Below are 18274 nucleotides of genomic sequence, written 5' to 3'. Positions count from 1 at the left end.
TACGGAGCGCGTGGCGCGATTGGTGCAGGTGGCGCGTGCGGTGCGAGTGGTTCACGGGGGCGGCCCGGTCCGTACGGCGGGGTGTACGGACCCGGCGGAGCGGCGCGGCCGCTCACCGGTCAGCCCTTGACCGCGCCCTGCATGATCCCCCCGACGATCTGCTTGCCGAACAGGACGAACGCGACGAGCAGCGGCAGCGTGCCGAGCAGCGCGCCCGCCATGATCACGGACTGGTCGGGGATGTAGCCGCGGCCGAGACCGGTCAGCGCGACCTGCACGGTCGGGTTGCCGTTCTGCGTCAGCGCGATGATCGGCCAGAAGAAGTCGTTCCACGCCTGGACGAAGGTGAGCAGGCCGAGCACCGCCATCGCGGGCCGGGCGGCCGGGAAGACGACGTGCCACACCACGCGCCAGCTGTTCGCGCCGTCCGTGCGGGCCGCCTCGATCAGCTCGGTGGGCAGCGCCTGGAGCAGGTACTGCCGCATGAAGAAGACCCCGAAGGCGCTGACGAGGGTGGGCAGGATGACGGCCTGCAGCTGATCGGTCCACTCCAGCTCGGCGACGGTCATGAACAGCGGTACGACACTGAGCTGCGGCGGCACCATCATCGTGCCGATCACCAGCAACAGCAGCAGCTTCTTCGCCCGGAAGCGCAGCTTGGCGAAGGCGAACCCGGCGACGGTCGAGAAGACCACCGTGCCCGCCGCGATCGTCGTGGCCACCACCGTGGTGTTCAGCAGCGCCGCGCCCATGTTGGCGTCGGACCAGGCCGTACCGAGGTTCTTGAGCAGATTCCCGCCGAACCAGAACGGCGGCGGCGTCTGGGCGAGCCGGGTGTTGTCGCGGGAGGCGGCGACGGCGGTCCACAGCAGCGGGAAGAGCGAGCCCGCGGTGAAGAGGATCAGCACCGCGTAGGTCACCTTCCCGCCGTGCAGCTGCCGGCCGGCGCGTCGGGCTGTCATGGCTCCTCCTCACTGGCTCGTGCGCAGCCGGCGGGCGATCAGCGCGTTGACCGCGGCGATCACCAGCAGGATCAGGAACATCGTCCAGGCGATGGCCGAGGCCCGGCCGAGATGCAGGTTCACCCACCCCTGCTCGTACAGGTACAGGCCCAGCGTCTGGTACTGGTGGCCGGCGCCTCCCGAGGCGCCGGCGCTGCCGCTGAACAGCAGCGGCTCGCCGAACAGCTGCGTGGCCCCGATCGTCGACACGACGCAGGTGAAGAGGATCGTCGGCCGCAGCGACGGGATCGTGACGTACCGGAACTGCTGCCACCGGGAGGCGCCGTCGAGCGCCGCCGACTCGTAGAGGTCGTGCGGTATCGCCTGCATGGCGGCCAGGTAGATCAGCGCGTTGTACCCCGTCCACCGCCAGACGACGATCGTGGAGACCGCCAGCTTGGCGGTCCAGGAACCGTTCTCCCAGTCGACACCGTCCGCGCCGACCGTGCTCAGCAGCCAGTTGACCAGCCCGTAGTCGCGTCCGAAGAGCAGGACGAACACCAGCGTCGCGGCGGCCACCGAGGTGGCGTACGGCGTGAGCACCGCCACCCGGAAGAACATCGAGCCGCGCAGCCGGTAGTTGAGCAGATGCGCGAGGCCCAGCGCCATCAGCAGCTGCGGGACGGTCGACAGGACACCGATGACGAACGTGTTCCCGAGGGCGTTCCAGAAGAAGTCGTCGCCGAGCAGCCGGGTGAAGTTGCGCAGCCCGGCCCACTCCATGTCGGTGGGCGCGGTCAGCTCCACACGGTGCAGTGCGGCCCATCCCGTGTAGAGGAGGGGAAGAGCCCGAAGGCGGCGAAGAAGAGGAAGAACGGGGCGATGTAGAGGTACGGGCTCCAGCGCAGGTCCCGTCGGTAGCGGCGGCTGCGGCGCTCCCGCGCGCGGACGGCGGCGGGGCTGTCGGGAGCAGGCATGCCGGAAGCGGGCCTTCCGGAAGCGGGGTTGTCGGCAGCGGGGCTGTCGGGGGAGCGGGTCGTCCGGCCGTCCACGGCTCACTGGTCCAGCGCGTTGTCGATCGACTCGACCGCTGCCCGCCAGCCCTGCTCGGGGGTCTTGCCCTGCTGGTCGACCTGGAGCACCCCCACATCGGTGATGTTCTGGTTGACGGTGAGGTCCTTCGGGCCGAGCACCTGGTCGGGGATGCCTTCGGCCGCCGCGGCGAAGATCTTGCCGATCGGCGCGTCACCGAAGTACGGGTGCTTGGCGCCGGACACCGCGGGCAGCCCGTACGCCGCCCGGGCGCTGGGGAAGCTGGCCTGCTTCGTGAAGAGTTTCGCCTGCTGCTCGGGCGCGGTCAGCCAGGCCGCCAGCTTGGCCGCCTCGCTCTTGTGCCGGCCCGCTTCCGGTACGGCGAGGAACGAACCGCCCCAGTTCCCCGGCTTGGGCGCGGCGGCCACGTCCCACTTGTCGCGGCCGTTGTCCCCGGACTTCTCCTTGATGTAGCCGAGCATCCACGGCGGGCAGGAGACCGTCGCGAAGCGCCCGTTGGCGTACGCCTGGTCCCAGGACTTCTGGAACTGCTGGAGCCGGGCGGTCAGTCTGCCCGTCGCCGCCCGCATCGCCGCGTCCCACGCCTGCCGCACCGACGGGCTGTCCTTGTAGACCAGCTTGCCGTTGCGGTCGTAGTAGCGTTCGGCGCTGCTGGAGATCACCGCGTTGTAGACACCGGAGGCGGAGTCCACGAAGGACGTGCCCGCCGGAGCCTTGTCCTGGAAGCGCTTGCCGACGTCGAGGTACTTCCCCCAGTCGCCGGCCCAGAGCTTGGCCACCGTGTCGCGGTCGGTCGGCAGTCCGGCCTTGGCGAAGAGGTCCTTGCGGTAGCAGATCGCCATCGGCCCGATGTCCGTGCCCAGCCCCACCGTCTTGCCGCTCGCGTTGGTCGCCTGCGCCCATTTCCAGGGGATGAAGCCCGCCTTCCGTACACCCGGCGCCTTCGAGAGGTCGACGAGCTTGCCCGCCTGGGTGGCGGTGACCTCGGCGATGTTGTTGACCTCGACCGCCTGGATGTCGGCGAGTCCGCTGCCCGTGCTCAGGTGGGTGAGCAGCTGCGGGTAGTAGTTCTCGTTCCGTTCGATGGAGGTCTCTTTGATCGTGATGTCCGGGTGGAGTTTCATGTACGCGTCGTAGAGCCCGGCCTGCTTGTAGCCGAAGACGCCGAAGACGCCGACCGTCAGGGTGGTCTTCCCGGCGGCGGCCCCCGACGAGCCCTTCGCGCCCGGGGCGTCGCTGTCCTCGGCGCAGCCGCCGAGCAGTGCGGCTCCGAGCGCGGCGGCGGCCGTCAGGGCCACCGCCCGCCGACGGGTGCCGCGGATCGTCGTTCGCATGGCGTCTCCTCCTGGTGCCCTGCAGACCGTGCGTGCGGAAGGTGGGGTGTCCAGTACGGTGGGAGCGCTCCCAGTCGTGATGAGGTGAAGGGTCGCCGTTCCCGGGTACGCATGTCAAGGGCTCGCGCGCCAACACCCGCCCGGCGGTTCGTTGTTGAATGTACGGCCAGGACGGCAAGCGGAGGCGGCGATGGCATCAGGCGGACGTCGGGGGGCGGCAGGCCCACCCTCGAAGAGGTCGCCGCGCGCGCGGGCGTCGGCCGCGGCACGGTCTCCCGCGTGATCAACGGCTCGCCCCGGGTCAGCGAACGGACCCGCTCCCTGGTGCAGCAGGCCGTCGCAGACCTCGGCTACGTACCCAACCGCGCCGCCCGCGCCCTGGCCGGCAACCGCGCCGACACGGTCGCCCTGGTCGTACCGGAGACCGAGACCCGGCTCTTCGCCGAGCCCTACTTCTCCGGCATCCTGCGCGGCGTCAGCGCCGGACTCGCCGACCACGACATGCAGTTGCTGCTCACCCTGATCCGCACGTCCAAGGAACGGCGCCGCTTCGCCGACTACCTCGCCTCGCACCGCGTCGACGGCGTCCTGCTGGTCTCCGTGCACGGCGACGACCCGCTGCCCGACCTGCTGGGACGGATGGCGATCCCGACCGTCCTGAACGGCCGCCGCACCGCCGGGGAACTCGTTCCGTACGTGGACTCCGACAACACCGGCGGCGCGCAGAGCGCCCTGGAACACCTCATCGGCCGCGGCCGCCGCCAGGTCGCCACCATCGCCGGGCCCCCCGACATGTACGTGGCCCACTGCCGCCTCGACGGCTACCGCCAGGCCGTACGCGCCGCCGGCCACCCCGAGGACGACGCCCTGATCGCCCACGGGGACTTCACCGAGGAGGGCGGCCGGCGCGCCCTGCGCGAACTCCTCGCCCGCCGCCCCGCCCTGGACGCCGTCTTCTGCGCCTCCGACGTGATGGCCGCGGGCGCCCGGCAGGAACTGCGGACGGCGGGCCGCCGCGTCCCGGACGACGTGGCCCTGGTCGGCTTCGACGACTCCGCCATCGCCCGGCACATGGACCCGCCGCTCACCAGCGTCCGCCAGCCGATCGAGGAGATGGGCCGGGCGATGGCGGGGCTGCTCATGGCGCAGATCACCGGGGGAGCGGAGGGCGGCGGGCCGGATGCGCGCTCCGCGACGGGCCAGGCCGGGCCGCACCTGGTGCTCCCGACGGAGTTGGTGCGACGGCAGTCGTCCTGAGAGGCGCGAGGTGCGAGGCGCCGGCCCGGGGCCGGTGTCTCGGCCCCGGACCGGCGCCTGGGACAAGCTGGTGCGCGATCCCGGGACCCAGAGCCGTGCGCTCCGGCCCGGGCCCCGGCGCCCCGTAGCGCGTAGCCCTACACCGCCGGATACGCGTTCTTCAGCAGCTCCCGGAACTGCGCCGGGAACCAGTGCCCGGACAGCGGCGCGTTCGGCAGGGCACCTGACCGGTGGTAGTTGTTGCGCGGATTGCCCTCGTACGTCGGGTCGCACATCCGGTCGAAGCCCTTGCCCTCGTCGTTCGGGACGGCCGAGCTCGAACCGTCCGACTCACCCGGCGGCTTCATCCACACGTACGCGTCGATGCCCGCCGCCGGAGCCGTCCGCGGGCGCTCGCCCAGCCCCGCCCCCGCCTGGTTGCACCAGTTGCCGACGTGCAGCCTGCGGTCGTACCGGCCCGCGTCCACGTAAGCGTCCACATCCGTCCGGGGCCCCGGACCGGCGGGCCGGGCGCTGCCGCCCCAGCCGTTGCGCGAGGTGTCGATCAGCATGCCCACGTCCGGGCGGAACCCGGCCCGCACCGCCTCCTGGCGGAACGCCTGGGCGAACGACAGCTCGTCGGCGTAACGGTTCCAGTCCACCCACTTCGACTCGCGCACCGACCGGCCCGCCACGCTGTCGCCCAGGGCGAAGTTCTCCTCCTTGAGCGCGCTGTAGTTGGCGGTGTTGGTGATGAAGCCGTGCACCTTGTCGACTGTGCTGCCCTCGGCCGTGGCGGCCTGGTGCAGCAGCCGCGCTGACGCGCCGAAGTTGTCGTCCCAGCCGATCCAGCCGTGGTGTCCGGCGTCCACGTAGTTGTAGACGTTCGGGACCGCGCCGAGTTTGTTGAGCGCGTACCCGACGCCCCTGACGTAGTTGCCGTTGGCGAGCATGGCGTCGCACTGTGGTGTGGCGGTGGCGCGCCCGCCGGTGTTGGTGACGAGGTTGGGCAGCGAGTCGATCTCCACGGTGGTCACGATCCGCAGCGACGTGTACTTCGGGTCGGCGAGGACGGCCGCGATCGGGTCGATGTAGCGGGACTTGTACGCGTCGATCTCCGTCGGGCCCAGTTCGCCGTTGGAGGCGAGCGCCGCGCAGTCCCGCCCCGGCAGGTTGTAGATGACCAGCTGGACGACGAGCGGCCGGCCCGCCGCCTGCCGTAAGGCGGTGTCCAGGTGGCCGCGCAGGCCCATCGAGCCGCCGGTGCCGTCGATCGCCGCGATGCGGTCGAGCCAGACGCCGGTCGGCTGCCCGGCGACCTTGCCACCGCCCGGCTCGGCCGCCGCCTTCGCCGACCACTCCGGGTTCACGTAGACGCCCGCGCCCGCGTACGGGTTGTCGACACGGGCGGCGGCGGCCGGCGCGGCGTGCGCGGTGCCCCGCAGGACATCGGCGGTACCGGCGGCGGCCAGGAGGGCGCAGGCCGCGACCGCGACGGCGCGGGTGCGGTGCCGGGCTCCGCGCTGCCGGGCGGCGCGGCGCCGGTCAGGTGCGGTGGAAAGGTGTTCAGCGGAACGTCTCATGAGCGGGTCGTCCTTTCTCGGTACGGAATCCAGTACGTGTCTCGGCCCCGGACTCACACGGGGTTCTCAGCGGACTCACGATGGGTTCACGGCAGACCCATGCGGGGTTCACTGCGGACTCACGCCGGGTTCACGGCGCGCAGGTGATCACGCAGCCCCACGCCGTACGCGGTGGGCGTCCCGGCGTAGTCGCTGATGAGGGCCGGTCCGGAGGCGCAGTCCCAGGTGTTCCAGGTCCAGCCCAGGTACGAGGCCCGGCGCCCGTCCAGCCACCGCATGACGCGGTCGGTGAAGGCATGGGCGCAGGTGTTCTCGCCGATCTCGCCCGCGACGAGCGGTACGCGCTCGGCGACCGGTCCCAGCGCCCGGGACCAGCAGCTCTCGTCGGCGCAGGCGTTGAAGTTGTACACGTGCCAGGCGGCCGCGAGATTGCCCGCCGGGTCCTTCGGCGCGTACGCGGCCCACCGGCTGAGGTCGTTGGCGTACGCCAGGCCGCCCACCAGGACCGGATTGCGGGCGCCGGTGGCCCGTACGGCGTCCAGCAGGGTCTGCGTCCCGGCGACCTCGTAGCCGATGCCGGGACAGTTCCCGCCGTCCCGCCAGCAGGTCCAGGCCCGTTCGGTGTCCGGGGTCGCGCGGTCCGGGTACGGCTCGTTGAACAGGTCGAACACGACCTCGGGCGTGTTCTTGAAGGTGCCGGCGACCGAGGACCAGAAGGCGGGGGAGTGGCGCCGGTCCGGCATGGGTTTCTGGCAGCTCGCGTGTTCGTCGGCGCACCCGGCCGAGGGGCCGGTGTAGCGGCCATGGCTCCAGTGCAGTTCGAGGACCGGCGTCAGGCCGTGGGCCGTCAGCCGCCGCACGTAGTCGCGTATGGCCGAGGTGTAGGCGGCGCCCGCGTACCGGGGGTCGATGTTGGCCGTGCCCAGCCAGCACTCCTCGTTGAGCGGGACGCGGACGGTGTTGGCGCCCCAGCCCGCGATGGCCGCGACGGACGCGTCGTCCACCGTGCCGTCGAAGATCCCGCGGCCCTGCACGCACGAGAACTCGGCGCCGGAACGGTTCACCCCGAGCAGGCGGTACGGGGTGCCGGTGCGGTCGACGAAACGGTTGCCCTCGACGTGCAGCTGGGGCGGCGCGGCCGAGGGAGCGGGGGACACGGGGAACACGGCGGACGCGGGGGACACGGCTGTGGCCGGGTCGGGCGCGGCCGGCGGGGACGCGCCCGGCAGAGCGAGCACCACGGCCACCGCCACGGCATACAGGCGTAAGGGTCTGCGCATGAGCGACTCCTCGGGTCGTACGCGGGCATGAACGGCCCGCGACGGATGGAATCGCTCCCACTGGTTGCACGGAGGGTAGTGCCAACTCGCCGGGTTTCCCAGAGGAGTTACGTAAATCCCGCCACGGGTGTCCGTGTCAGGCGCGTGGCTCTTCCCTCTTGACGGACCGCTCGCCCGCCCCAATCCTTGGGAGCGCTCCCACTGGTCCCCGTTACATGAACCGGCGCGCGGTCCCATCCGGCGCGCCCGCCCCCGGCCCGCGCCCCCTCCCGCGCGCCGGCCGCTCCCCGGCACGCCCCTCACGCCGGGCCGCGTACCTCCGTACGGAAGGAGATCGGCGTACTGCCCGTACGGTGCTGGAAGAACTTGGCGAAGTTCGCGGCGTCGGCGAAGCCGAGGCGTACGGCGATCCGGGCGGCGGTCTGGTCACCGTGGGCCAGCAGCCGCTTGGCCTCCAGCACCACGCGGCGGTCGATGAACTCCTTCGCGCCCACTCCGGTGGCGGCGGCCGTCGCGCGGGAGAGGGTGCGGGGCGAGTAGCCGAGCGCCCGCGCGTAGTCCTCGACACGGCGGCTGCGGGTGAAGCCGCGCTCCACCGCGTCGCGGAAGCGGAGAAAGGTCTCGCTCGCCTCGCAGACACCGCCGCCGTCGCCCGCCGCACGCCCGTCCCGCGCCCCCGGCCCCCTTGCGCCCCCGCTCCGTACGCCCCCGTTCCCGGCACCCCGTACTCCCGCATCCCGTGCGGACAGCCGGGCGGCCCGCAGGACCAGTACGGCCAGCAGGTGCCGCAGCACCTCGATGTGCGTCTCCAGGGGCAGGCCGCGCAGGGCTCCGAATTCCTGGTGGAGGTGGCGCAGGGCACTCTCCACTGCCTGCGCCTCCGCTCCCTCCGGCCGGTGCACGGCGGGACCGAACCAGTCCTCCAGCCGGGCCGCGGCCGCCGTCGCCGGGTCGAGGAAGCCGGATTCGAACAGCACCAGCCGCCCCTCCGCACCGGACAAGTCACCAAAGTGGTGAACCTGGCCCGGACGTACCCACATCCAGTCATTCGCGGACAGCTCATACTTTCGGAAGTCCACGGTGTGCCGGAGATGTCCGGTGTCCACCACGAGGAGATGGTGGAAGTCCGGGCGGTGCGGTACGGCGAGGGCGCAGGCGTCGGCGCGCTCGCGCAGCTCGGCGAGGGTCAGCACCTCCGCCCCCGCGGGCCGCCCGGCCGGCGCGGTGAAGGGGACTTCCGGGATGCTCTCCCCGGCTTCCTGTGCGGCGTGTCGGTTTTTCACCATCGATGGTCCCGTGCCTACCCCGGTATGTCGTGTTCGCGCCCCTAGCGTAGAAGACGTCAGCGCGGCTGATGACGGAAAACGGAAAGCAAGACCCACGCCAGACCAGGCCCCGGCAGGGGCACAGGGAGTACCGCCATGTCCAAGATCGCCATTTTCGGAGCCAACGGCACCATCGGCAGCCGCGTCCTCGACGAGGCGCTGCGCCGCGGCCACCAGGTCACCGCGGTCGTCCGCGACCCCGCGAAGATCACCAAGACCGACCCGAACCTGACCGTGACCACCGGCGACATCCTCGACCCGGCCTCCGTGGCGGCCGCGGCCCAGGGCCAGGACGTCCTGGTCAGCGCGGTGGGCGGCGGCGACGGCCCGGGCCACCTCGCGACGATCAAGCCCTCGGCCGAGTCCCTGGTCGCGGGCGTCCGCACGCTGGGCGAGGCCGCGCCCCGGCTGATCTCCGTGGGCGGCGCCGGCTCGCTCCGCACACCGGACGGCAAGCAGGTCTGGGACGCGGAGGGCCTGCCGGAGTTCCTGCTCCAGATCATGCACGCGCACGGCGACGCGCTGGACTTCTACCGCACCGTCACGGACGTGCGCTGGACCAACGTGAGCCCGGCCGCCCTGATCGAGCCCGGGGAGCGGACCGGCATCTACCGCACCGCCCTGGACGACCTGGTCGCCGACGCGGACGGCACCAGCCGGATCACCGCCGAGGACTACGCCGTCGCCCTCCTGGACGAGATCGAGAAGCCGCGGCACATCGGGGAGCGCTTCACCGTCGGCTACTGAGCCTGCGGGGCGGCGGCCCACCGGGACAGCGCCCCGAGGGGGCGCTGTCCCGCAGATGTGCCAGCCGTCACACCCGGCATTTCCTGGGGGCGGGCCCTCGGCCCCGGCTTTCCACCCCCGCCAACGAGTAGGGCCCCCGGACGCTTTCACGTCCGGGGGCCCTACTCGTTGGGGTGAGTAACGGGACTTGAACCCGCGACATCCTGGACCACAACCAGGTGCTCTACCAGCTGAGCTATACCCACCATGACCGGTGCTGTGTGGTGTCTTGTTCCCCACCGGCTGAGAAAAGTGTACAGGGTCTGGAGGGGTGCTCGCTCCCGGCTCTGGGTCAGGCCGGGAGCGAGCTGCGTCACTCCGGGTCCGCGGGCAGGACGTGCCTGGCCGCGATCTCCTTCGCGGTGTCCGAGTCCGGGCCGGGCTGCGGCACGAAGACCGCCTCCCGGTAGTAGCGGAGTTCCGCGATGGATTCACGGATGTCCGCCAGCGCCCGGTGGTTCCCGTTCTTCTCCGGACTGTTGAAGTACGCCCTCGGATACCAGCGCCGGGCCAGTTCCTTCACGGACGACACGTCCACGATCCGGTAGTGCAGGTGGCTCTCCAGCTCCGGCATGTCGCGGAGCAGGAAGCCCCGGTCGGTGCCGACGGAATTGCCGCACAGCGGTGCCCGGCCGGGTTCCGGTACGTGCTGCTTGAGGTACTGGAGCACCTGTTCCTGTGCGTCCTCCAATGTGGTGCCACTGTCCAGCTCGGCCAGCAGCCCGGAGGAGGTGTGCATCTGGCGCACGACCTCGGGCATGGTGGTCAGGGCCTCGGCCGGGGGCGGATCACGATGTCCACCCCGTCGCCCAGGACATTCAGCTCCGAGTCGGTGACCAGGGCGGCCACCTCGATGAGCGCGTCGTTCGCCAGCGAGAGCCCGGTCATCTCGCAGTCGATCCACACCATGCGATCGTTCATACGCCTCACCCTACGGGGCGCTCCCGCTGACTGGGCAGCACCGGGCGGCCGGCCGGCCGGCCGGCGGGCTGTTCCGGAAGCCTCGGCGCATAGGCGTCGGATTCCGGTTTGCCCGGTTCTGTCGGCGCGAGCGCGGTGGCCTGGCTGTGCACCGGCTGGTTGTGGCCCGCCGTACTGTGCCCCGGCTGACCGCCCGACCCGTGCCCGCCCGGACCGCCGTGCGACCCCTGGGGGTGCCCGCCCGGACCGTGACCGCTCTGTGGGTGGCCCTGTGTGTGCCCGCCCGGACCGAGTGCCCCTTGGGTGTGCGCCGCCTGGCTGTGCGACGCCTGCCCGTGGTGCAGCGGTCCGTGGCCTCCCGGCAGGTGGCCCGCCGCGGCAGCGGCGAACCGGTCCGCACCGGCACCGGCGCGCTCACCGCGCTCCGGCCGGTCCGGCCGGGTGGCCTGCTCGGGCACCCCGTTCTGCGGCCTGCGCGCGCGGTACGCCGCGCGGTAGGCCGCGGGCGAGGCACCCAACTGCCGCCGGAAGTGGCCGCGCAGGGCGACCGGCGACCGGAAGCCGCAGCGTCCGGCGACCTCGTCCACGGAGTAGTCCGAGGTCTCCAGCAGCCGCTGCGCCTGGAGGACGCGCTGGGTGATCAGCCACTGCAGCGGAGCGCTCCCGGTCAGGGACCGGAAACGGCGGTCGAAGGTACGGCGGCTCATGTAGGCGCGGGCCGCCAGCGTCTCCACGTCGAACTGCTCGTGGAGGTGCTCCAGCGCCCAGGCCACGACCTCGGCGAGCGGGTCCGCACCGATCTCCTCCGGTAATGACCTGTCCAGGTACCTCTGGTGCCCCAGGTCCGACGCGGTGCGCCGGGGCGGGACCACCAGCCGCCGGGCGAGCGCGTTGGCCGCGTCCGCCCCGTGGTCGGTACGGACGATGTGCAGGCACAGGTCGATGCCGGCGGCGGTCCCCGCGGAGGTCAGCACGTCGCCGTCGTCGACGAAGAGCTCGCGGGGGTCGACATGGACGGACGGATAACGCTTGGCGAGCGTCGGCGCGTACATCCAGTGGGTGGTCGCGGGCCTGCCGTCGAGGAGCCCTGCGGCGGCGAGCACGAAGGCCCCCGTGCAGAGCCCGACGATGCGGGCCCCTTCTTCGTGCGCCCGGCGCAGCGCGTCCAGCGCGGCCGGTGGTGGTGCCTGTGTGATGGACCGCCAGGCCGGAACAACGACGGTGCCCGCGCGGGCGATCGCCTCCAGCCCGTAGGGGGCCGACAGTTCGAGCCCCCGGTGGTGCGCAAAGGCGCATCTTCGCCCGCGCACACAAGTAGTCGGTACCGCGGAACACCCGCGTCCTGGCGGTCGATGCCGAAGACCGAGAGCGGAATGGAGCTCTCGAAAATCGGGCCGCCACTGAAGAGGAGCACCGCGACTATTTCGCGGCGTCGTCGGGCGGCGAGCTTGCGTGCGGCATCTGGTACGGCAGCGGAGTCCTGGCTCATGGCACTTAAGCCCCCTCGGTCGTCTCGCCCTCTCGGTCCTGCACTGTTCCCCCGCCGTGATTGCCAAGATCGAATCTACTGCGTCCCGTGAGGATGGAGTGCCAAGTTCACCACCCGCTCGTATGTCGATATGGCAACTTGGCGCGAAGCATTCGATCACGAAGCGTTCCACTCGTCGGGCCTGCTGGGAAGTACGCCTCTCGCCTCTGCCCGTAAGCCGTAGGGCGCAACCACGCCCCGCGGTCCTTTCCTCCCAGCTCAGGCCAGGGTTACGGGTCGCTTTCGCCAAGGGATGCACTCGGGCACGAAGTTGGCCGAAAACGAACCTGGGCAGGCTTGCGAGCGCGTCATTCCTCCGGCGTACGCCCCTCGGAACGGCGCCCTCCCCGGTGGGCTCCGGTCCCGGTACGGCTGTGCCGGCCGCGGTGCGGGGCGATCTCGTCGGGCGACGGGCGGGCGGCGGTGCGCTCGGACTGGCGCAGCAGGGCCCGGCAGGCACAGGTCACCGTCGCCAGGCCCGCGGCGGTGCCGAGCGCCCCGGCGGCGGACGCGCCGCACAGGACGAGGACGAGGGGCACCACGGCACAGCTGAACGCCGCCCAGCGGACGAGATCGCTCACCGGATCGGCTGATGTGTTCGAAGGACCGGGCACGGCGTACTCCCTCCAGGCAGGCTGGTACTACAACGGCTGCGGGGGTCCATGGGTCACCGCGATGGGTACGTACGGGGGCAGGCCGGGGCATTGCCATCCGGCCCACGCTCCGGCATGCTCCGGGGAATGTTCGAGCGGTACTCCGCCCGTGTGGCCGCGGGGGCCGCTCCCGCATCAGGGGTCCGCCGTCCGCGCGGGGCTCTGGGCAGCGGAGGGCTGGCGCCGTACTCTTGGGGTAAGGCATTGGGAAGATGATTCCCGGTCGTGTTGTTCCCCTTTGAACTACAGGGCCGACCTCTCGATCAAGCCAGCTCAGTCAACTGCCGGATCAAGTCAATCGCCGCTCCCCGTCCGCCCCTCCGCAAGGACCTCCTTCGCCGAGACACCATGGCCGGTCACGAAATCCCCGAACCCGCGGACCGCAAGCAGGTCGCCGATCCGACGGCGGACCTCGAAGCGGCGGATCAGACACGTCACTCCTGCGACCCCGCCTTCCGGCACGGTGTCGTCGTCGGCTTCGACGGATCGACGTCGAGCGAGCGAGCGTTGGCGTATGCAATCGGTATGGCACGGCGCTCCGGCTCCGGCCTGATCATCGTTCACGTGGCCAACCGGCTGCCCACGACGGTCTGGGCGGGCTGTGAGCCCCCGGTCTTCGTGGACGTGCCGGACCACCGTACGGAAGTGCTCGGGCTGGAGCTCGCGTGCGCCGACCACCTCGCGGAGATCCCGTGGGTCCTCGTGGAGCGCGGCGGCGACATCTGCCACGAGCTCGAAGAGGTCGGCCACGAGTACGAGGCCGACGCGATCGTGGTCGGCTCGACGCACGGCATCGTGGGCCGGATCTTCGGCTCGGTCGCGGGGCGGCTGGCCCGGCGGGCGCAGCGGCCCGTGATCGTCATTCCCTGACCGTCCTGCTGGTTGCCCGCCCTGCTGGTTGCCCGGCCGACGCTTCTCGGGCCGCTCCCGCGCCAAATCTGCGACCGCCACCGGCCGCCGTGCCCTTGACGCACCATGCTTCCGGCCCACCATGCTCCTGACGCTCCGTGACCCCGTGGGGCGTGAGGTGAGGGAGCGTCACCAGCGCCCCGTAAAGGCGCAGTCGGCATATTTACTGGCCCGTAGAGGTGGAATGAGCGGTGCTGAGGGGTAGAAAACCGATCAAGAGAGCGCGAACGGAGCGTGAACGGCCGGGGCGGCCGGGCGCGGCCGGCGTAGCTCCCGGGGCGCGCGGGCGCCCGGCGGACGGGGCGGTCCGCCGCCCGGCTCTCCGGCCGTCAACAGCGTGCTGCCGCCCGGGAGGTGACGGTTCCCGGGAAGGCGGCCACCGCCGGCGTAAGGGCGACGCCGGCAACAGGGGAGGCGGGTCCCCGCGCGTCTGGTGGCACGCGCGGGGCCCCGCCTCCCGCCCCCTCGAAAGCGCATCGTCCGGGTGACGGGCGGCTCCCCGCCGGCCGCCCGTCACCCGGACGGACACCCGCGGCCGCGAGGTGGACAGGACCCCACGGCCGCGGGCGGTCATGGACCGGCGGGCGGTTCACTCGCCCCCGGGCGGTCGGTCTCCGCCCTCCAGGCAGCCCCCGCCCCCGGCCGGCTACTCGACCGTGACCGACTTCGCCAGGTTCCGCGGCTTGTCGATGTCCCGGCCCATGGCCAGGGCCACGTGGTAGGCCAGCAGCTGGAGCGGGATGCCCATCAGGATCGGGTCCAGCTCGTTCTCGTTCTTCGGCACGATGATGGTGTGGTCGGCCTTGTCCTGCTTCTGGTGCGCGACGGCCAGGATGCGGCCGCTGCGGGCCTTGATCTCCTCCAGCGCGGCGCGGTTCTTCTCCAGCAGGTCGTCGTCCGGGACGATCGCCACGGTCGGCATGGCCGGCTCGATGAGCGCCAGCGGACCGTGCTTCAGCTCGGACGCCGGGTACGCCTCGGCGTGGATGTAGGAGATCTCCTTGAGCTTGAGGGAGGCCTCGCGGGCGACCGGGTAGCCGCGCACCCGGCCGATGAACATCATCGACCTGGCGTCCGCGTACTCCGCCGCCAGCTTCTTGATCTCGTCCTCCGTCTCCAGGATCTCCTGGATCTGGCCGGGCAGCTTGCGCAGGCCCTCGATGATCCGCTTGCCGTCGGCGACGGACAGGTCGCGGATACGGCCCAGGTGCAGCGCCAGCAGGCCGAAGGCGACCACGGTGTTGGTGAAGCACTTGGTGGAGACCACGCAGACCTCGGGGCCCGCGTGCACGTACACGCCGCCGTGGGTCTCCCGGGCGATCGCCGAGCCGACCACGTTCACCACGCCCAGGACGCGCGCGCCCTTGCGCTTGAGCTCCTGCACGGCCGCCAGTACGTCGTAGGTCTCACCGGACTGCGAGACCGCGATGTAGAGGGTGTCGGGGTCCACGACCGGGTTGCGGTAGCGGAACTCGGAGGCCGGCTCGGCGTCCGAGGGGATACGGGCCAGCTCCTCGATCATCTGGGCGCCGATCTGGCCCGCGTGGTACGAGGTGCCGCAGCCCAGGATCTTGACCCGGCGGATGGCACGCGCCTCGCGCGGGTCCAGGTTCAGACCGCCCAGGTGCACGGTGGAGAAGCGGTCGTCGATGCGCCCGCGCAGCACGCGGTCCACCGCGTCGGCCTGCTCGCTGATCTCCTTGTGCATGTACGTGTCGTGGCCGCCCATGTCGTACGACTCGGCCTCCCACTCCACGGTGGTCGGCTGGGCCGAGGTGTGCGAGCCCTCGGTGGTGTACGTGCGGTAGTCGTCGGCCTTGATGGTGGCCATCTCGCCGTCGTCGAGGGTGACGACCTGGCGGGTGTGCGAGACCAGCGCGGCGACGTCGGAGGAGACGAACATCTCCTTCTCGCCGATGCCCAGCACGACCGGCGAGCCGTTGCGGGCCACGACGATGCGCTCGGGGAAGTCGGCGTGCAGCACGGCGATGCCGTACGTGCCCTCGATGACCCGCAGGGCCTCGCGGACCTGCTCCTCCAGGGTCGGCGCCTGGGAGCGGCCGATCAGGTGGGCCAGCACCTCGGTGTCCGTCTCGGAGACGAACTCGACACCGTCGGCGGTGAGCTTGGCGCGCAGCTCGTCGGCGTTGTCGATGATGCCGTTGTGGACGACGGCGACCTTGCCCTCGGTGTCGACGTGCGGGTGCGCGTTCTCGTCGGTCGGGGCGCCGTGGGTGGCCCAGCGGGTGTGCGCGATGCCGGCGGTGCCCGCGAAGCGCTTGGGCAGGCGGGACTCCAGCTCGCGGACGCGGCCCTTGGCCTTGGCGGTCTTCAGGCCGCCGGCGGCCTTGCCGGTGCCCTTGGCGTGGATGGCGATACCGGCGGAGTCGTACCCGCGGTACTCCAGTCGCTGCAGTCCTTCGAGGAGCAGCGGAGCCACGTCCCGCTTACCGATGTAGCCGACGATCCCGCACATGTGGTGACCCTCCCGGTCAGGCAGTTGGACAAGTGGCGCACGATGCGGCGCGCCGGCGTGCTCGGCCGGTTCAGCCGTAGACGAGGCGGCGCAGCTGGCGCGCCGAGAGCTCGGGTGGGCGGACCGCGCGGTGCGGCAGCTCCTGGCCGATGCGTTCGAAGATCGCCTCGTTGCGCAGTCCCTGCGACTGCAGCTCCCGGTGGCGTCTGCGGACGTAGTCCTCGGTCGTCTCGTCGAAGTACGCGAGAACGTCGAGCACCACCCGGGCGGCCTCACCGCGCTGTAGCGGCGTGCTGCGCACCAGGTGGTCGACGAGGTCCTCATGGGGCGAACGGCGATCGAGCACCCGATGAATACTGATGGGTCGCAACGGGTTACGCAAGAAATCTGCCCGATATCGGGCAAGCGACACGCCGAATGGCCTCAGACGTGGTGTCCACCTTGACCACTAGGGGGCGCGCGGTACTCAATGTTGACGTTCGGTTGCTCCATGCCACGTACGACGTCCACGCACGGCCCTGCACGATGAGCCCACCGAAGGGAATCTCGTGAGACGAAGCAGACTGTTCTGCTCGCTGCTGCTGGTGGCGGCGACCGGCCTGTCGACGGCCGGGGCGCAGTCCGCCGCGGCCGACCGCGGCAGCCCGTCCGCCCGCCACGCCAAGCCGATAGCCCTCGACCAGGTCATCCCCGCACCCGCCTCCGTCCAGCCCGGCAAGGACCCCTACACGATCGGCGACCGGACGCGGATCCGGGTGCCCGGCGCGTCCGGCGAGGTCCGGCGGGTGGCCGGCTACCTGGCGGACGTCCTGCGCCCGTCCACCGGCTATCCGCTGCCGGTCACCGGCAAGGACGGCCGGGACGGCATCGTGCTGCGCCTGGGCGGCAAGGACGCCAAGGCGCTCGGCGCCGAGGGCTACCGCCTCACCTCCACCCGGGCCGCGGTGACGATCACCGCGGCCCGGCCCGCCGGTCTCTTCCACGGCGTGCAGACCCTGCGCCAGCTGCTGCCGCCGTCCGTCGAGAAGCGCAGCAAGCAGCACAGTCCCTGGAAGGTCGCCGGCGGCACCATCTCCGACACCCCGCGGTACGGATACCGCGGCGGGATGATCGACGTGTCCCGGCACTTCTTCACGGTCGATCAGCTGAAGCGTTACATCGATCAGCTTGCGCTGTACAAGTACAACAAGCTGCATCTGCACCTCACCGACGACCAGGGCTGGCGGCTCCAGATCAACTCCTGGCCGCGGCTCGCCACCTACGGCGGCAGCACCCAGGTAGGCGGCGGCCCCGGCGGCTACTACACCAAGGCCCAGTACCGCGAGATCCTGCGGTACGCCGCCAGCCGCTACATGGAGGTCATCCCCGAGGTCGACACCCCGGGACACACCCAGGCCGCGCTGGCCTCGTACGCCAAGCTGAACTGCAACAACATCGCGCCGCCGATCTACACCGGCGTCGAGGTCGGCTTCAGCTCGCTGTGCGTGCCCAAGAAGGTGACGTACGAGTTCCTGGACGACGTCTTCCGTGAGGTCGCGGCGCTGACCCCCGGCCCGTACCTGCACATCGGCGGCGACGAGGCGCACTCCACCAGCCACGCCGACTACGTGACCTTCATGAACAAGGTCCAGCCGCTGGTGACGAAGTACAAGAAGAAGGTCATAGGGTGGCACCAGCTGACCGCCGTCACGCCCGCCAAGGGCGCCGCGGTGCAGTACTGGGGCTACGACAAGACCCCCGCCAAGGAGCGGGAGCAGGTCGCGGCGGCCGCCCGGAAGGGCGCCGGCCTCATCCTCTCCCCGGCCGACCGGTCCTACCTCGACATGAAGTACACCAAGGACACCAAGCTCGGTAAGGCGTGGGCCGGGTACGTCGAGGTCCAGCGGTCCTACGACTGGGACCCCGCGACGTATCTGAAGGGCGCGCCGCAAAAATCGATTATGGGCGTCGAGGCGCCCATCTGGACGGAGACCCTCTCCACCAACCAGCACCTCGACTACATGACCTTCCCGCGGCTGCCCGGCATCGCCGAGCTGGGCTGGTCGCCGAGGTCCACGCACGACTGGAACACCTACAAGCACCGGCTGGCGTCCCAGGCTCCCCGCTGGGAGGCCATGGGCTTCGACTACTACAGGTCCCCGCAGGTGCCGTGGCGCAAGTGAGCTGACGGCGGCGACGACAGCAGGGCGGGACCGGATCACCGGTCCCGCCCTGTGCCGTACGCGGCGTACGCGGCATACGTGCCGTAC

General features: G+C 71.2%; 12 protein-coding genes, 1 tRNA gene and 3 pseudogenes. 4 read left to right on the top strand and 12 right to left on the bottom strand.

The window, feature by feature from the left end; all coding sequences use genetic code 11:
* Nucleotides 1-119 precede the first annotated feature (119 nt).
* The 3 genes and pseudogenes from ACEXOX_RS18770 to ACEXOX_RS18760 form a co-directional block, all read right to left on the bottom strand.
* Nucleotides 120-962 carry a carbohydrate ABC transporter permease gene (locus ACEXOX_RS18770; protein WP_406521996.1) on the bottom strand — a complete coding sequence of 281 codons (843 nt, stop codon included), beginning with the start codon at nt 960-962 and terminating at the stop codon, nt 120-122.
* Nucleotides 963-971: 9 nt separating this feature from the next.
* Nucleotides 972-1918 (bottom strand): annotated as a pseudogene (locus ACEXOX_RS18765) (carbohydrate ABC transporter permease).
* A 78-nt stretch (nt 1919-1996) separates the two neighbouring features.
* Entirely contained in the window at nt 1997-3328 is a 1332-nt protein-coding gene (locus tag ACEXOX_RS18760; protein WP_406521994.1) for an extracellular solute-binding protein, read from the bottom strand.
* A 195-nt stretch (nt 3329-3523) separates the two neighbouring features.
* Here ACEXOX_RS18760 and ACEXOX_RS18755 point away from each other — a divergent pair, with 195 nt between their 5' ends.
* Nucleotides 3524-4585, top strand: coding sequence for a LacI family DNA-binding transcriptional regulator (locus tag ACEXOX_RS18755; protein WP_406526390.1), 1062 nt, complete (start codon nt 3524-3526; stop codon nt 4583-4585).
* Nucleotides 4586-4722: 137 nt separating this feature from the next.
* Here ACEXOX_RS18755 and ACEXOX_RS18750 read toward each other — a convergent pair whose 3' ends face one another.
* The 3 genes from ACEXOX_RS18750 to ACEXOX_RS18740 form a co-directional block, all read right to left on the bottom strand.
* The gene (locus ACEXOX_RS18750) at nt 4723-6147 is read right to left on the bottom strand and encodes a glycoside hydrolase family 6 protein (RefSeq protein WP_406521992.1); all 1425 of its coding nucleotides are present in this window, start codon (nt 6145-6147) and stop codon (nt 4723-4725) included.
* 119 nt (nt 6148-6266) lie between these two features.
* Complete coding sequence (locus ACEXOX_RS18745; RefSeq protein ID WP_406521990.1) at nt 6267-7427, bottom strand: glycoside hydrolase family 5 protein; 1161 nt, start codon at nt 7425-7427, stop codon at nt 6267-6269.
* Nucleotides 7428-7726: 299 nt separating this feature from the next.
* On the bottom strand, nt 7727-8713 hold the full coding sequence (locus ACEXOX_RS18740) for an AraC family transcriptional regulator (RefSeq protein ID WP_406521988.1): 987 nt from the start codon (nt 8711-8713) through the stop codon (nt 7727-7729).
* A 135-nt stretch (nt 8714-8848) separates the two neighbouring features.
* Here ACEXOX_RS18740 and ACEXOX_RS18735 point away from each other — a divergent pair, with 135 nt between their 5' ends.
* Nucleotides 8849-9499 carry an NAD(P)-dependent oxidoreductase gene (locus tag ACEXOX_RS18735; RefSeq protein WP_406521986.1) on the top strand — a complete coding sequence of 217 codons (651 nt, stop codon included), beginning with the start codon at nt 8849-8851 and terminating at the stop codon, nt 9497-9499.
* 169 nt (nt 9500-9668) lie between these two features.
* Here ACEXOX_RS18735 and ACEXOX_RS18730 read toward each other — a convergent pair.
* From ACEXOX_RS18730 to ACEXOX_RS18715, 4 genes and pseudogenes are all read right to left on the bottom strand, one after another.
* Nucleotides 9669-9744, bottom strand: a tRNA-His gene (locus ACEXOX_RS18730).
* Between the two features lie 107 nt (nt 9745-9851).
* A pseudogene (orn, locus tag ACEXOX_RS18725) lies at nt 9852-10459 on the bottom strand (oligoribonuclease).
* A gap of 374 nt (nt 10460-10833) precedes the next feature.
* A pseudogene (locus ACEXOX_RS18720) lies at nt 10834-11948 on the bottom strand (helix-turn-helix domain-containing protein); the annotation flags it as partial.
* Nucleotides 11949-12295: 347 nt separating this feature from the next.
* Complete coding sequence (locus ACEXOX_RS18715) at nt 12296-12568, bottom strand: hypothetical protein (RefSeq protein ID WP_238782686.1); 273 nt, start codon at nt 12566-12568, stop codon at nt 12296-12298.
* A gap of 420 nt (nt 12569-12988) precedes the next feature.
* Here ACEXOX_RS18715 and ACEXOX_RS18710 point away from each other — a divergent pair, with 420 nt between their 5' ends.
* On the top strand, nt 12989-13510 hold the full coding sequence (locus ACEXOX_RS18710; RefSeq protein WP_030018890.1) for a universal stress protein: 522 nt from the start codon (nt 12989-12991) through the stop codon (nt 13508-13510).
* A gap of 685 nt (nt 13511-14195) precedes the next feature.
* On the opposite strand, the gene glmS is transcribed toward ACEXOX_RS18710, so the two are convergent.
* Together glmS and ACEXOX_RS18700 are read right to left on the bottom strand one after the other, a co-directional pair.
* On the bottom strand, nt 14196-16025 hold the full coding sequence (glmS, locus tag ACEXOX_RS18705; protein ID WP_406521983.1) for a glutamine--fructose-6-phosphate transaminase (isomerizing): 1830 nt from the start codon (nt 16023-16025) through the stop codon (nt 14196-14198).
* A 70-nt stretch (nt 16026-16095) separates the two neighbouring features.
* On the bottom strand, nt 16096-16371 hold the full coding sequence (locus tag ACEXOX_RS18700; RefSeq protein ID WP_030018892.1) for a hypothetical protein: 276 nt from the start codon (nt 16369-16371) through the stop codon (nt 16096-16098).
* Between the two features lie 202 nt (nt 16372-16573).
* Between ACEXOX_RS18700 and ACEXOX_RS18695 the strand changes: the two genes are divergently transcribed.
* Complete coding sequence (locus tag ACEXOX_RS18695) at nt 16574-18187, top strand: beta-N-acetylhexosaminidase (protein WP_406521981.1); 1614 nt, start codon at nt 16574-16576, stop codon at nt 18185-18187.
* Nucleotides 18188-18274: the final 87 nt, after the last annotated feature.

This window comes from Streptomyces sp. Ac-502, assembly GCF_045222935.1.
Lineage (GTDB): Bacteria > Actinomycetota > Actinomycetes > Streptomycetales > Streptomycetaceae > Streptomyces > Streptomyces monomycini.
Note: the sequence above shows the minus strand (reverse complement) of the source record. Positions and strands in the feature narration are given on the sequence as shown.